This window comes from Micromonospora sp. NPDC047740, assembly GCF_043204735.1.
GTDB lineage: Bacteria > Actinomycetota > Actinomycetes > Mycobacteriales > Micromonosporaceae > Micromonospora.
The window spans coordinates 12951-26577 of record NZ_JBIDCT010000008.1; the positions used below are offsets into that span (position 1 = coordinate 12951).

The 13627-nt window shown below is 73.8% G+C and carries 11 protein-coding genes, 2 tRNA genes and 1 other RNA gene; 6 read left to right on the top strand and 8 right to left on the bottom strand.

Translation table 11 applies throughout. The annotated features are described in order from the left end of the window. Positions 1–131 precede the first annotated feature (131 nt). Entirely contained in the window at positions 132–584 is a 453-nt protein-coding gene (locus ACGF4F_RS16190; protein WP_357439718.1) for a nucleoside deaminase, read from the top strand. Between the two features lie 46 nt (positions 585–630). On the opposite strand, the gene ACGF4F_RS16195 is transcribed toward ACGF4F_RS16190, so the two are convergent. The 3 genes from ACGF4F_RS16195 to deoD form a co-directional block, all read right to left on the bottom strand. Continuing rightward, complete coding sequence (locus ACGF4F_RS16195) at positions 631–1086, bottom strand: hotdog domain-containing protein (protein WP_357439314.1); 456 nt, start codon at positions 1084–1086, stop codon at positions 631–633. Continuing rightward, positions 1086–1721, bottom strand: coding sequence for a TetR/AcrR family transcriptional regulator (locus tag ACGF4F_RS16200; protein WP_357439317.1), 636 nt, complete (start codon positions 1719–1721; stop codon positions 1086–1088). The genes ACGF4F_RS16195 and ACGF4F_RS16200 overlap by 1 nt, the downstream gene beginning before the upstream one ends. Positions 1722–1832: 111 nt before the next feature. Further along, entirely contained in the window at positions 1833–2540 is a 708-nt protein-coding gene (gene deoD, locus ACGF4F_RS16205; protein WP_357439319.1) for a purine-nucleoside phosphorylase, read from the bottom strand. A 75-nt stretch (positions 2541–2615) separates the two neighbouring features. Between deoD and ACGF4F_RS16210 the strand changes: the two genes are divergently transcribed. Beyond that, a tRNA-Ser gene (locus tag ACGF4F_RS16210) sits at positions 2616–2705 on the top strand. 98 nt (positions 2706–2803) lie between these two features. Here ACGF4F_RS16210 and ACGF4F_RS16215 read toward each other — a convergent pair. The 4 genes from ACGF4F_RS16215 to ACGF4F_RS16230 all read right to left on the bottom strand — a co-directional run bounded on the left by ACGF4F_RS16215 (position 2804) and on the right by ACGF4F_RS16230 (position 7233). After that, a complete protein-coding gene (locus ACGF4F_RS16215; RefSeq protein ID WP_357439321.1) occupies positions 2804–5359 on the bottom strand; it encodes a hypothetical protein in 2556 nt (851 codons plus the stop codon). 103 nt (positions 5360–5462) lie between these two features. Further along, positions 5463–5957 (bottom strand): hypothetical protein, encoded by a 495-nt coding sequence (locus ACGF4F_RS16220; protein ID WP_393078431.1) that lies wholly within the window; start codon positions 5955–5957, stop codon positions 5463–5465. 32 nt (positions 5958–5989) lie between these two features. Beyond that, the gene (locus ACGF4F_RS16225; protein ID WP_357439324.1) at positions 5990–6658 is read right to left on the bottom strand and encodes a hypothetical protein; all 669 of its coding nucleotides are present in this window, start codon (positions 6656–6658) and stop codon (positions 5990–5992) included. A 53-nt stretch (positions 6659–6711) separates the two neighbouring features. After that, positions 6712–7233: a winged helix-turn-helix domain-containing protein gene (locus ACGF4F_RS16230; protein ID WP_357439327.1), complete on the bottom strand. Its 522-nt coding sequence runs from the start codon at positions 7231–7233 to the stop codon at positions 6712–6714. A 176-nt stretch (positions 7234–7409) separates the two neighbouring features. Between ACGF4F_RS16230 and ACGF4F_RS16235 the strand changes: the two genes are divergently transcribed. Then, positions 7410–8774 (top strand): MFS transporter, encoded by a 1365-nt coding sequence (locus tag ACGF4F_RS16235; protein ID WP_357439329.1) that lies wholly within the window; start codon positions 7410–7412, stop codon positions 8772–8774. Beyond that, positions 8747–10426, top strand: coding sequence for a hypothetical protein (locus tag ACGF4F_RS16240; RefSeq protein ID WP_357439331.1), 1680 nt, complete (start codon positions 8747–8749; stop codon positions 10424–10426). The genes ACGF4F_RS16235 and ACGF4F_RS16240 overlap by 28 nt, the downstream gene beginning before the upstream one ends. A 113-nt stretch (positions 10427–10539) precedes the next feature. Here ACGF4F_RS16240 and ACGF4F_RS16245 read toward each other — a convergent pair. Further along, positions 10540–10624, bottom strand: a tRNA-Ser gene (locus tag ACGF4F_RS16245). 82 nt (positions 10625–10706) lie between these two features. Between ACGF4F_RS16245 and ffs the strand changes: the two genes are divergently transcribed. Beyond that, positions 10707–10796: signal recognition particle sRNA small type (gene ffs, locus ACGF4F_RS16250), an RNA gene on the top strand. Between the two features lie 107 nt (positions 10797–10903). Further along, positions 10904–13558 carry a DNA polymerase III subunit gamma and tau gene (locus ACGF4F_RS16255; RefSeq protein WP_357439334.1) on the top strand — a complete coding sequence of 885 codons (2655 nt, stop codon included), beginning with the start codon at positions 10904–10906 and terminating at the stop codon, positions 13556–13558. Positions 13559–13627: the final 69 nt, after the last annotated feature.

Here is a 13627-nt window from a genome sequence, read left to right on the forward strand (position 1 = left end):
CCGACCCGGCGCTGGAGACCGTACGCCCCGGGCAGCCGACCCCAGGCCGCCTGGGCCGGGTCGGCCCAGGCGCGGACGAGGGGCTGGCCGATCCCGGCGGCGGGGGCCGCCGGCAGCGGCACGAGCTGTGGATGCGCCGGGCCCTGGAGGTCGCCGTGACCGGCCCCGACAGCGGCCCCGCGGCGGGCGCCGACGCCGTGGTCGAGGACGTCCCGGTCGGTGCGGTCGTCTACGGCCCGGACGGCGCCGAACTGGCCGTCGGGCGTAACGAGCGGGAGCTGAGCGGGGATCCGACCGCGCACGCCGAGGTGCTGGCGCTGCGGCGGGCCGCCGAGCGGCTGGGCCGCTGGCGGCTGGCGGACTGCACCCTGGTGGTGACGCTGGAGCCGTGCACGATGTGCGCGGGTGCGATCTCGCTGGCGCGGATCTCGACGGTGGTCTTCGGCGCCTGGGAGCCGAAGACGGGGGCGGTCGGCTCGCTCTGGGACGTGCTGCGCGACCGCCGGCTCACCCACCGCCCGGAGGTGTACGGCGGGGTGCTCGAGGCGGAGAGCGCCGCGCTGCTGCGCGCCTTCTTCCGCTGACCGCCCCGCGCTGTCCGCTGCCCTGCGCTGTCCCGCTGCCCCGGCGTCAGGCGGACACCGGCGCCGGACGGAGGAGGGTCGCGGCGATCGTCCGCGCGGCCTCGGTCCACGCGGTGGGGCGCATGGTCGCCGGGTCGAGCCGGACGATGGCCCGGGTGCCCTCGGCGTACACGGTGTGGCCGTCGACCGAGCGGAACTGGAAGGCGTACCGCGCGCTGGTGGTGCCGAAGTGTTCGAGCCAGAAGTGCACCGCCACCGACCCGGTCCCGCTGATCGGGGCCCGGTAGGTGATGGTGAACTCGCGTACCGCGTGGAACACGTCGGGGGCGCTGTGCGGCCCGCCCTGGAAGGACACGCCGCGCTCGGCCCAGTACGGGGTGAGGGCGCGTTCCAGCAGCACCGCGTACCGGGCGTTGTGCAGGATGCCGAGGGCGTCGAGGTCGTCGAAGTGGACCGGGACGTGCTCGACGTGGCCGTACGGCGCGGCGGTGGGGTCGCTCATCAGGGGCCTTCCGGTAGCAGGGTGGGTTCGGGGCACAGGGCCCGCAGGCGGGCCAGCAGGCCCTGGCGGGCGTGCCGGTAGGCGGCGTCCGGGTCCAGCAGCCGGGACCGCATCACGGCGCTGATGCCGAGCGCGTCGATCTCGTAGGCCAGCTGCGGGACGTCGACGTCGGCAGGCAGCTCGCCGAGGTCGACCGCCTCCTGGACGAGGCGTTCGAGGAAGGCGGTCCAGCGGCGGAACGCCTCGGCGATCCGGTCCCGTACCGGGCCGGGGCGGGCGTTGTACTCGAACTCCGTGGTGGCGAAGAAGCAACCGCCGGGGAGCACCCGGGCGGCGTAGAAGTCGATCCGGGCGTCGTGCAGCGCCCAGATCCGGCGGACGCCCCGGGGGGCACGCAGCGCCGGGGCGATGATCCGCTCCTGCCACTGCACCACCGCCCGGTCGACAGTGGCGAGCTGGAGGGCCTCCTTGGAGCGCCAGTGCGCGAACAGGCCGGACTTGCTCACCCCGAGCGTCTCGGCGAGCTGGCCGAGGGAGAGGCCGTCGAGGCCGGCCTCGGTGGCCAGGGCCACGGCGGTGTCCAGCACGGCGGTGCGGGTGCGGTCGCCGCGGGCGACCCGGCCGTCGGAGGTCATGCGGGCAGCGTACCGAAAAAAGCACGACCGGTCGTATTTATTTTTGTGACCTGGAACGCCGCCGCCCCGCCGCCGGAGTCGGCGGGCGGGGCGGCGCAGGATGCCGGACCGTCAGGCGATGGCGGTGTCGAGGGCGATCTCGACCATCTGGCTGAAGGTCTGCTCGCGCTCGGCGGAGGTGGTCTTCTCGCCGGTCTTGATGTGGTCGCTCACGGTGAGGATGGTCAGCGCGCGTGCGTTGAACCGGGCCGCGATCGTGTAGAGCGCGGCGGACTCCATCTCCACCGCCAGCACGCCGTAGTCGGCCAGCGTGTCGTAGAGGTCCGGGCGGTCGGTGTAGAACGCGTCCGCCGCCAGGATTGGGCCCACGTGCATGGTGATGCCGCGCCGCTCGGCCACCTCGACCGAGGTACGCAGCAGCCCGAAGTCGGCGACCGGGGCGTAGTCGATCAGCCCGTCGAAGCGCATCCGGTTCATGTTCGAGTCGGTGGACGAGCCGATGGCGGCGACCACGTCCCGCAACTGGAGGTCCTCGCGGAGGGCACCGCAGGAGCCGACCCGGATCAGCGTCTTCACGCCGTACTCGTTGATCAGTTCATGGGCGTAGATGGAGGCCGAGGGCATGCCCATGCCGGAGCCCTGGACGGAGACCTCGACGCCGTTCCAGCGGCCGGTGAAGCCCAGCATGCCGCGGACCGTCGTGTAGCAGCGGGCCTCCTCGAGGTAGGTCTCCGCGATCCACTTGGCCCGCAGCGGGTCGCCCGGCATCAGGACCCGCTCGGCGATCTCTCCCGGCTCAGCGCCGATGTGCGTACTCATGGCAAAGATCCTGCCAGGCCGGGCCCGGGGATACCGGTTCGGCGTCCGGACCGGCGGTCCTGTACCCTACTCGGCGGTGGTGTGTCCGAGTGGCCTAAGGAGCACGCCTCGAAAGCGTGTGAGGGTTTACGCCCTCCGCGGGTTCAAATCCCGCCGCCACCGCCAACGGAAACGCCCGGCGGTCCTCCTGGACCAGCCGGGCGTTTTCGCTTCTTCGACCGGGTACGGCGGGCCGGCCCCGGGGAGGGCCGGCCCGCCGCGCCTCACGCCGCCGGCAGGCTCGCGTCCCGGTGGGTGAGCTGGTACGTCGCGTCGACCGCGTCCGTCTCCAGGATCACCGTCACCGCGCCGGCCGGGAGCGAGCAGGAGATCGTCCGCTCCACGGCGTAGCCGGTCGGCCCGCAGTAGCGGATGCCGGACCCGTCGAAGACGGACATCCGGGCATCACCGGTGCCGCTGGTCCGCTTCCAGGTGAACGACTCCCGCGCGGCCCGCTGGTCGGCCGGGATGGTGAAGCAGACTCCGTAGCGGTCCGCTCCCGTGGTCACCGTGGCCCCCGTCGCGTCCGCCGGCAGCACCGGGCAGGCCGGCGGGCCGTCGGTCCGGGCGAAGGCCAGCGAGTACGCCCCGGTGGGCGCGCCGTCGCGGGAGTTGAGCACCGCGAAGTACGGCGCCTGGCCGGTCAGCTCGCAGGCGTACTGGCGCAGCGAGTACCAGTCGCACTGGGTGGCGCCGGTCGAGTCGACGACGGTGATGTCCGGAGCGGCGGCACCGGTGGCGTCGCCGGGCAGCAGCGCCACGACCCGGGACCCGGCCGGGCTGGTGAGCTGGAGGCAGTCGAACTGGCCGGCGGCGGCGAACATGCCCACGACCGGCGTGCCCTGCCAGCCGGTGTCGGACACCGGCCGGCAGTCCGACGGGGTCCAGGGCAGCAGGGCGAGCGCGTACCGGAGGTTCTCGTCGAGGACCGTGTCGGGGGCCGCCCCGCCGAGGACCAGCGTGTACTTCCCGGCTGCCGGGACCTGGCACCAGATGTCCGTGCAGACCTTGTGACCGGTGGCGTCGTAGACGGACGCCCACTGCCGGTAGTTGTCGGCACTGACAGCCTTCACCCGGTAGGTGCCGGCGGCCGGCAGGTCGAGGACCCGGCAGCGGACGGTGCCGAGCGTCGGCGCGGCGTTGTACGCGCCGGGCGTGACCGTCGGGCAGCCGGTCGGGTCGGTCAGCGACCGCATCTGCATCCGGTACGTCAGGTCGGAGCTGTCCACGTCCCAGTTGGCCAGGTACGAGATCACCCGGTAGGTGCCGTCGGCCGGCAGGGCGCACCCGTCGTCCTCCGACCACTCGGTGCAGAGCACCGTCCCGTCCGCGTCGACCAGCCAGGAGTAGGGGTCGTTGTAGCGGTCCGGGGCGCGGTAGACCACGATCCGGTCGCCGGCCCGGCCCTGGAACGGCTGGCAGTTGGTCTGCACGGCCGAGGTCTGGTGCACCACCAGGGTCGGCTGGTCCCACCCGGTGCCCGTGGCCGCGGCGCAGCCAGCGGTGCGATCGAGCGCTGCCACCGCCACCTGGTAGGTCACCGGCTCCCAGAACGAGTTCTGCGCCAGGAGGGTGTAGGAGCCCGCCGTCGGGAGGGCGCAGGAGCGCCACGACTCGTACTCCGTGCAGACCTGCCGGCCGTCGGCGTCGTACACCCGCCAGTCGAGGTGCTGGTTCGCGAACTGGTTGAAGCGGACCACGACCGGCCCGGCCGCCGCACTGGTCAGGGCCTGGCAGGACACCCCCTGGTAGGACGACACGCTTCCGCTGCCCACAGCCGCGCCGGGGTCGCCGAAGGACGCCAGCGGCAGGGCCGGGCATCCCGTCGCGTGCGAGAGGCGCGGCAGCTTGAGGGTGTACGCGGACTCGTTGCCGTAGGTCTCCTCGAGGAAGAGCCGGTACGGCCCGGGCTCGCTGAGCGTGCACTCGGTGGGGTAGCGCACCGGGCACCCCATCGGCTGGTACCGCCCGTCCAGGATCTGGCCCTGCACGTCACCGGCGCCGCCCGGGTCGGCCAGGTGCAGCACCGTGCCGGTCGGCTGGTTGAACTTGTAGCAGCGGGCGGCCAGGCCGGCCGGCAGCGTGCCGCTGCGCCCGGCCGAGGCGAAGGAGAAGAAGTTCTCCGGCAGGGTGTCGCACTCCGACGGGGTACGCATGGACTCGGCGGAGAGCGTGTAGGCACCCTCCCCGGTCCCGTAGAAGAGCGACACGGCCACCGTGTAGGTGCCGGCGGCGCCGAGGGCGCATTCGTTCAGATAGAACGAGAGGAAGCAGACGAAGTCGCCGTTCTGGTCGGTGACCCGCGCGCCGACACCCTCGCCCGAGACGCTCTTGAGCCGGGCGTAGAGGGTGTCCTGGGCGACGGTCGAGGTGACCGTCCAGCGGTTCTCCTCCTCGCCCTTGATCGACGTGCAGCGCTGGACCTTGCCGAAGTCGAGCTTGCCGCCGCAGCCGGTGCTCCCCGACCCGCCGTCGATCTTCGAGGGCTTGGCGCTGCCCTCGGTGGTGGACGCCTTCGCCGGAGCGGCCGTGGGCGTGGGCGTGGGCCTGGATGTCAGGTTCGTGCCGGGCGTCGCCGTGGCCGTGGGCGCCGTCGACGGGTCGGCGGCGGCCTGCGCCGGGGCCGTACTCGTGGTGGGTGTCGCCGACGGCGCCGGCGACGCTGCTGCGGCCGCGGCGGACGGTCCGATCAGGACGCTCGCCAGGGCGGTGGTCACGGTGGCGGCCATTGCCAGCCGCGACAGGCCCTTCCGCCGATAACCGGGCAGGGTTGTTCGCATGGTCAACTCCCCGTGAAATGCCGCGCGACCTGCGCGGGCGAGGAGATAATTCCATGATGGTCGATCAACTACAACCGACTTGTCAGTCGTTCGTCTCAGCCGGTCAGCAGGGGCCGTAGCCCTCGTCGAAGAGGCGGCGGGCCCAGTCCGCGTACCCGGCGATGATCTTCCGGACGGCGGTCCGGTCGTGGAGGAAGAGGTACGCCCGATCGCCGTCGCGGGCGAGCAGCCCGTCGAACCGGTGCGTCCCCTGTGGAGCGGTGAGGTCGACCGCCGACGGGTAGCGGTCGCGCACCTCGCTGACCGGCGTGCCGGCGGTGATGCCCTCGGGCGTGCTCATCGGGTCGTCGAGCCAGAGCAGCACCAGGCGGTCGTCGACGAAGATCGGGCTGACCGACTCGTGCCCGGCCAGCGTCGGCCCGCACGCTGCCACGTCGGTACGCAGCACCCCGCGGCGGGTCAGCTCCTGCTCGGTGACGCCGAACTCCGCGTTGTGCAGCCCGTCGAGCCCGACCACCTCGGCGGCCCCGACGGGGCGGGCGGGCATATCCAGCCCCTGTGGACGGACGCCGCTGCCGGCGATCGAGGCGGCCGCCATCAACGCGGCGATGAATCCGAACTGTCGCAGTCTCATGCACTCCCCCAGTCCCCAACGGGACCGGGGCGCGGAGGTTGCTGGTGCTGCTCGGATTGCCGCAGTTCCCACTCCTCGGCCAGGTCGTCCCAGTAGTCGGCGGACAGGCCGCGCCGGCCGTGCGCCAGCCAGCCGGCCGTGTCGCGCTCCAGGTGCAGGCCCAGCTCGGCGAACGGATCGATCCAGGGCCCCGGCTCGGCACCCAGCCGGGCGAGCGCCGCGTTGATCGGCCACTGCGCGCGAGGTCCGTCGAGGGTGCCGTCGAAGCACGGGCCCCAGCTGATCGCGCCGCCCAGCCAGACCACCGCCGACTGGTGACCCAGGCCGCCGGCGAACTCCGCCTCCAGGTACGCCACCGGTCCCTGCCGCGACCACCCCGCCAGCAGCTGCGACAACTCCAGCTCGGCGCGTCTGTCGCCGCGCCGCGACCTGGAGCTGTCGTCGGACACGAGCGGCGAGAGGACGAGCTGGAACGGCTGCGCCGCGGACGGCTCGTCGGTGCAGAAGTCGGGCAGCTCGCCGGTCAGCTCCGTCACGAGCTGCGGGGTGACCGGCAGCAGCGCGAAGTCCTGGCGGAGCGCGGCGAGGACCGCGTGGTCCAGGTCGGCGGTCTGCTCGCGGAGCAGCTCGACATCGGCGACGACCGCGCTGAGCTGGTAACTCATCCGATCCTCTCGGCGTCCACAGGCTGTGGATGGAACATGTGTACGACGGGTGGTCAGTCTGCCGTGGGTGGCGGGGCGTCGGTCATCGGGAAGGCCATCATCGTGGCGCCCACCCGGACCGTACCGGGGGCGTGCGGAGGGCGGGCCGCGTCGTGCAGTTCGGTCATGATCGCGTGCAGCCGGCGCCGGGCCGCCTCCCACTCCTCCGGGTCGACCCAGAGTTCGGCGTCGATGGTCACGCCGGCCGCGTCCGGGGCCCGGTGTGCCACCCGGTCCAGCAGGTTGCGGGCCAGCGACTCGGCGAGCAGCGCCTGCCCCTCCCGCTGGTCGGTGAGCCACGGGCCGCGTACCGCGCGGTAGCGGCGCTCCCGGCCGCCGCGCCGGCTGCGGACGTCGGCCAGTTCCACCAGGCCGGCGGCCTCCAGCCGACGCAGGTGCTGGCTGGCCAGGGCGTGCGAGATGGCCAGTTCCCGGGCGAGCGCCGCGGCGGAGAGCGGCGCGCTCCACATCAGCGACAGCATCCGCAGTCGTACCGGGTGGGCCAGCGCGCGCAGGCGCGGATCGGTGCTGCTCACGGCCGCCATTGAACCGCATCAGGTGGCCGCGCCGGCCCCCAAGCATTGACTTGGGGGTGGTGGGCGGCCAGGATCGGGCTGCCCGGGGGAGGTGCCATGAGTGAGCGTCAGCGAGCGAATCGGCGGTGCGGGGCGGTGGTGCCGCAGGCCGGCGCCGAGCGCCGCGAGGTGGTGGCATGAGCTGGGGTACGGCAGGGGTGCTGCGTAACCGTCCGGCCGGCCTGTATCTGGGCGCCGTGCTGGTCTCCGGGTTCGGCACGGCGGCGATGCTGCTGGTGGCCGCGATCTGGGTGAAGGACCTGACCGGATCGAGCAGCCTGGCCGGCCTGGTCACCCTCGGCCTCTGGGGGCCCACCCTGGTCGGCCCGCTGATCGGCGTGCTGGTCGACCGGTTCCGTCGCCGGCCCCTGCTGATCGCCCTGCACGTCGCGATGGCGGCGCTGCTGCCGGTGCTGCTGCTGGTCGACTCCGCCGCCCGGGTCTGGCTGATCTTCGTGGTGATGCTCGCGTACGGGGTCAGCTTCGTGCTGATCGACTCCGCCGAGGCGGCGCTGGTGCCCGCGGTGGTCCCCGACGAGCTGCTGGGCGACTTCAACGGGCTGCGGATGACCGTCAACGAGGGGATGAAGCTGCTCGCCCCGCTGATCGGCGCGGCCCTGTTCGCCGCGTACGGCGGGCACCCGGTGGTGCTGCTCGACGTGGCCACCTTCGCCCTCGCCGCGCTCGCGCTCACCCTGATCCGGGTACGCGAGGCGCCACCGCCCCCGCCCGAGCGCTGGGACCGGCAGCTCGCCGACGGGCTGCGACACCTGCGCCGGCACGCCCCACTGCGGCACCTCGTCGCCTGCGCCGGCGCGACCATGCTGCTGATGGGCATCAACGGCACCGTCGCGTACGCCGTGGTGGACGACGGCCTGCACCGACCGCCGGAGTTCAACGGCGTGCTCGCCATGGTGCAGGGCGTGGGGTCGCTGGTCGGCGGGCTGGCCGGCGGGGCGCTGCTACGCCGCCTCGGTGACCGGCGGCTGACCGCGACGGCGGTCGCGGTGTTCGCCGCCGGTCTGGCGCTGCGCGCCGTGCCCGCCCTCGTCCCGGTGGCCGTCGGCACCCTGGCCGTCGGCATCGGGGTGCCACTGGTGCTGATCACCGTCTGGACCGCCGTGCAGCGGGAGACCCCGGGCGCGCTGGTCGGCCGGGTCGCCGCCACGGTCAACACGCTCACCTTCGGCCCCGGCACGATTGCCGTCCTGGCCGCCGCCGGCCTGCTGGTGCTGGTCGACCACCGGGCGATCCTGCTGGGGGCGGCGGCCGGCGCGATGCTGGTCGCCGGCTGGGCGCTGCGCGGCGGTGGCCGTCCGGCGCCCCCGGCACCCGGCCCGCCGACCGCGGCCCCGGCCGCCGCCGTGGCCGAGCGGACCGCGCCGTCTTCCTCCCGAAGCGACCCGCCCACTAGGCTCGTGCCCAAATCCTCGGCACGAAAGCGCCGATCCTGGTCACGGGGGCGGGAGGTCGGGTGCGCGTCAAAGCGATCGCACGCCTGATGGTCGCGGCGCTGGGCGCCGCTTTCGGCGTGGTGGCGCCGATCGGTTCCGGTGCGGCGTACGCCGACGGCACGGTCGGGCTCGGCATCGACACGTACGCGGAGATGGTGGTCGACTCGGCGCACGGTCGGCTGTTCTTCAGCCAGGGGCGGGAGCGCTCGGGCGTGCGGTTGACGGACCTGTCCGGCGGCTCGCAGCGGACGATCCCGAACCTGCCGGGCGCCAGCGGCATGGCGCTGAGCCCGGACGGCTCGACGCTCTACGTGGCCCTCGCCGACGCGGGCGCGGTCGCCGCGATCGACACCACCACGCTGACCGAGACGCGTCGCTACAGCACCGGCGCGAGCACCTGTCCCACCTGGTTGGCGCCGGCCGGCGGGAAGATCTACGTCGGCTATGGATGCCAGTCCGGGAAGGGCAAGCTGGGGTCGATCGACGTACGCGGGGCGACGCCGATCGTCACCTTGGACCTGCCCCTCAACGGCCAGTACTACTACCCGCCGCTGCTCCGGAGCACCCCGGCCAACCCGAATCTGCTGCTGCTGGTGAACAAGTCCCGCGTCTCGTTCCCCATCTCGGGCGAGCCGAGTCTGTACGACGTCTCGTCCGGGACGCCGTCGCATGTCGCGTCCCTGGCCGGGGAGACCTGCACCGGCCTGCACGACGCCGCGTTGACGGCCGACAAGGTGATCCTCGGCTGCTCCTACCTGTGGGACCCACAGTCGAACTCCCGCTTGGTGGCGACCGAGCACGTGGCGTTCTCGACGGCGGACCTGTCGCCCGTGGGCGCGTACCCGTCCGGGACCTGGCCGACGGCCGTGACGACGTCTCCCAACGGTGCCTTCGTCGTCCTCGGCGCCAGCGAGAGTGATTCGATCCACGTCAAGCGAGCGGACGGGACCGTGGTCCGCCGGTACGACCTCCCGCGCGGCAACCACCTCGAGGTGCGGGGCCTCGCCGTCGGCGCCGACAACCGCACGCTCTACGCCGTCACCACCGATCAGGACCGGAAGAACCCGGCCCTGCGGGTGCTGACCGATTTCGGCACCACCGGATCCTCGCTCCTGCTGTCCGCGCCGACGACGAGCACCCGCGCCGCGCCACTCACCGTCCACGGGAAGTTGGCGTTCGCCGGTGCGAACGGGTCGACGCCGTGGACCCTGCGGGTCGCGAAGCAGGACCTCGCCGGCGGCCACCCGCTGCCGGACGTCACCACTGCCGCAGACGGCTCGTTCTCCTTCTCCGACACGCCGCTGGTCGGCGCGGCCAACACCTACACGGTGACCTTCCCCGGCGACGCCACGCGCCCGGGAACGACCCAGTCGGTCACCGTGCAGGTCTCGCGCGCCGCCACAGCGCTGAGCGTCACGGCGAAGGCGACGGCCGGCCGCCGCGCGGCGGTGACCGCCCAGCTCGGCGCCACCCACACCAACCGCACGGTCTGCCTGTACGCCCAGCCCTACGGGTCCACTCGCCGGACGATCACCTGCGGCACGGTGGATTCGAACGGCAAGCTGACGGCCACGTATCCGACGTACCAACGGGTCACGTTCAGCGCGAGCTTCGCCGGGGACCACCGGTACGCGCCGGCCGAGGCGTCGGTACGCACGTACGGGTTCCTCTGGAAGCCCGGGGTGTTCCGAGGCAACTGACGGCGATCAGGTGGGGAAGTCGTCCGGGGCGTCCCGGGCGTCCTCCTGCGCTCGAGACGACGGAGGGCCGGTCCCTGATGGGGCCGGCCCTGTCGTTTTCCTGCTCAAGAGAGCGGAGGATACGAGATTCGAACTCGTGAGGGTGTGAACCCAACACGCTTTCCAAGCGTGCGCCCTAGGCCTCTAGGCGAATCCTCCGCGAGCCAGGATACAGGTCTCCGCCGGGCGGGCCACCCCACCACCCCCTGAAGATCGACCTGGAGTCGGGTACGCTTGGTGGTACCTCCCGTGCGGCGGTACCTCGTGAACCTCCCCAGGGCCGGAAGGCAGCAAGGATAAGCGGGCTCTGCCGGGTGCACGGGAGGCCTTTCTGTCTCCGGGTGCCGGTAACGTCCCTGCGGGTCAGGTCACGGGGTGGTGGTTGGTCACCCGCGCCCGACCGGCGCAGAATGGCTCGGTCGAGAGGAGGCGGGACGGGTGGCATTGGCCCTTTACCGCAAATACCGGCCCCGTACGTTCGCCGAGATCATCGGCCAGGAGCACGTCACCGAGCCGCTGTCGCAGGCGCTGCGCAGCGGGCGGCTGAACCACGCGTACCTCTTCTCCGGCCCCCGAGGCTGCGGCAAGACCTCCAGCGCCCGGATCCTGGCCCGCTCGCTCAACTGTGAGCAAGGCCCCACGCCCGAGCCCTGCGGCCAGTGTGAGTCCTGCCGCTCGCTGGCCAACGACGGCGCCGGCTCGATCGACGTCATCGAGATCGACGCGGCCAGCCACGGTGGCGTCGACGACGCCCGCGAGCTGCGGGAGAAGGCGTTCTTCGCCCCGGCCCGCAGCCGCTTCAAGATCTATGTCATCGACGAGGCGCACATGGTCTCGTCGGCCGGCTTCAACGCCCTGCTCAAGCTGGTCGAGGAGCCCCCGGAGTACGTCAAGTTCATCTTCGCCACGACCGAGCCGGAGAAGGTCCTCGGCACCATCAAGTCGCGGACCCACCACTACCCGTTCCGGCTGATGCCGCCCAAGGTGCTGCGGCCCTATCTGGAGCAGCTCTGCGAGGCCGAAGGCGTGACGGTCGAGCCGGCGGTCTTCCCGCTGGTGGTGCGCGCCGGTGGCGGCAGCGCCCGGGACAGCCTCTCCGTGCTCGACCAGCTCATCGCGGGCGCCGGCCCCGAGGGGGTCAGCTACGCCCGGGCGGCCGCGCTGCTCGGCGTCACCGACTCCGCGTTGATCGACGAGATGTGCGACGCGCTCGCCGCCGGCGACGGCGCCGCCGCGTACGCCACCGTCGACCGGGTCGCGGAGGCCGGCCACGACCCGCGCCGGTTCGCCTCGGACCTGCTGGAACGGCTGCGCGACCTGATCGTCATGCAGCAGGTGCCGGACGCCGCCGCCAAGGGCCTGATCGACGGCCCGTCGGATCAGATCGAGCGGATGGCCGCCCAGGCTCAGCGGCTCGGCCCGGCGACCCTGTCCCGGTGCGCCGACATCGTGCACAACGGCCTGGTCGAGATGCGCGGCACCACCGCGCCCCGGCTGGTGCTGGAGCTGATCTGTGCCCGGATGCTGCTGCCCGGCGTGGACGACTCCACCGGTGGCCTGCTCCAGCGCCTGGAACGGATGGAGCGGCGGCTCACCCTGGGTGGCACCGAGCTGCCGCCGGCCGCCGCCGGCCCCGCGCCGGTCGCCCCCGCCCCCGAGGTACGCCCCGAGCCTCCCGCCCCGGCCGCGGCTGCCGCCGCGCCCGACCCGGAGGCCGCCGGCCCGCCGGCGGCTGTCGGCGCCCCGTCCGGGGTGGCCGCCGCGCGGGCCGCTGCCGCGGCGGCCGGTACCCGGTCCGCGACCGCCCCGGGCGCGACCGACCCGGCTGCCGGCACCCCGGCGGCCCCCGCTGCCGGCGGCCCGTCATCCGGCGGCTCGGCCTCGGGTGCTCCGGCGTCCGGAGGCCCCGCCCGCCGTCCGGTGCCGACTGCTGCGGTGATGCCCGACCCGGCCACCCCCGAGCCGCCGCGGCCCGGCTCCGCCCCGGCCGGCGCGCTGGACGCCGTCGCCGTGCGCCGGGTCTGGCCCGAGGTGGTCGGCAAGGTCAACCGGACCAACAAGCGGATCGCGGCCCTGATGCGCGATGCGGTGGTCCGCGAGCTGGACGGCGACACGCTGGTGCTGACGGTGAAGTCGACGGTGCTGGCCAGGATGATGGCCGACCATGCCGCGGTGCTCACCGACGCGCTCTACGAGGAGTTGGGCGGCCGCTGGCAGATCCGCTGCGAGGTGGCCGGTGAGCGGGGCGCCGCCTCGCTCGGTGGCCCGGCGCGCCCCGCCGCCACCCGACCGGCGCCCGACGGTGCTCAGGCAACCCGGTCCGGCGGCTCGGCGGGTCCGGGTGGTGGTCCGGCGGCTCGGTCCACCGGTCCGGCGGGTCCGGGTGCCTCGACCGCTGCCGGTCCGTCCGGCGGCGGTCCGAGTGCCGGCGATGCCCCGGCGGGCGGTGCGCGCAACGGAGCCGGTGCCGCCCCGGCCGGAGCGGCCCGCGAGGCGGGCGCCCGGGCGGGCGGCGCGACCGAGGCGGGCGGCGACGACGAGGACTGGCCCGAGCCGGCCCGGCCGGGCGGCGCCGAGGAGGACTGGCCGGAGGCCGCCCGCCCCGGCGGTGCCGCGACCGCCGCCAGTGCGGACGACTGGCCCGAGCCGGCCCGGCCGGGGGGTGCCACGAGCACGGTGCCGGCGGCTCCCGCCGTACCCAGGCCGGCCGGTCCGCCGCCGACGCCGCCGCAGCCCGCGGCGGGTGCGGCCGGCGGCGCGCCGGCGAGCAGCGCGATCGCGGCGGCCCGGGCGGCCGCGGCGGCCGCGGCGGGTGGTGGGCCGGGGAAGGGACCGCGTGCGGCGCAGGCGGCCCCGAAGACCGCGGATGCCGACTGGGCGGGGGAGCCGCCCTACGACCCGGACTACGACGGGCCGGCGGGTGTGCGCGCATCGACCGCCGCCCCCGTCTACGAGGGCTTCGACCCCGGCGACGAGCCGCTGGACGACGTGATCGACGAGCGGACCGCCCGGCAGTCCAGCGAGGAGCAGGCGGTGCAGCTGCTCCGGGAGGCGTTCGGCGCCGAGAAGATCGATGAGGTGGACGCGCGCTGAGCGCGGGTCGACCGCCGAGGAGCAGTGCCGTCGCCCGACTAGGCTGGGCGCGGCCGAACAGACGAGTGC

Excerpts from the sequence above, each read along its gene's own strand:
- ACGF4F_RS16190 (WP_357439718.1), top strand. The coding sequence starts at position 132 with ATGCGCCGGGCCCTGGAGGTCGCCGTGACCGGCCCCGACAGCGGCCCC.
- ACGF4F_RS16195 (WP_357439314.1), bottom strand. The coding sequence starts at position 1,086 with ATGAGCGACCCCACCGCCGCGCCGTACGGCCACGTCGAGCACGTCCCG.
- ACGF4F_RS16200 (WP_357439317.1), bottom strand. The coding sequence starts at position 1,721 with ATGACCTCCGACGGCCGGGTCGCCCGCGGCGACCGCACCCGCACCGCC.
- deoD (WP_357439319.1), bottom strand. The coding sequence starts at position 2,540 with ATGAGTACGCACATCGGCGCTGAGCCGGGAGAGATCGCCGAGCGGGTC.
- ACGF4F_RS16215 (WP_357439321.1), bottom strand. The coding sequence starts at position 5,359 with ATGCGAACAACCCTGCCCGGTTATCGGCGGAAGGGCCTGTCGCGGCTG.
- ACGF4F_RS16220 (WP_393078431.1), bottom strand. The coding sequence starts at position 5,957 with ATGGCGGCCGCCTCGATCGCCGGCAGCGGCGTCCGTCCACAGGGGCTG.
- ACGF4F_RS16225 (WP_357439324.1), bottom strand. The coding sequence starts at position 6,658 with ATGAGTTACCAGCTCAGCGCGGTCGTCGCCGATGTCGAGCTGCTCCGC.
- ACGF4F_RS16235 (WP_357439329.1), top strand. The coding sequence starts at position 7,410 with ATGAGCTGGGGTACGGCAGGGGTGCTGCGTAACCGTCCGGCCGGCCTG.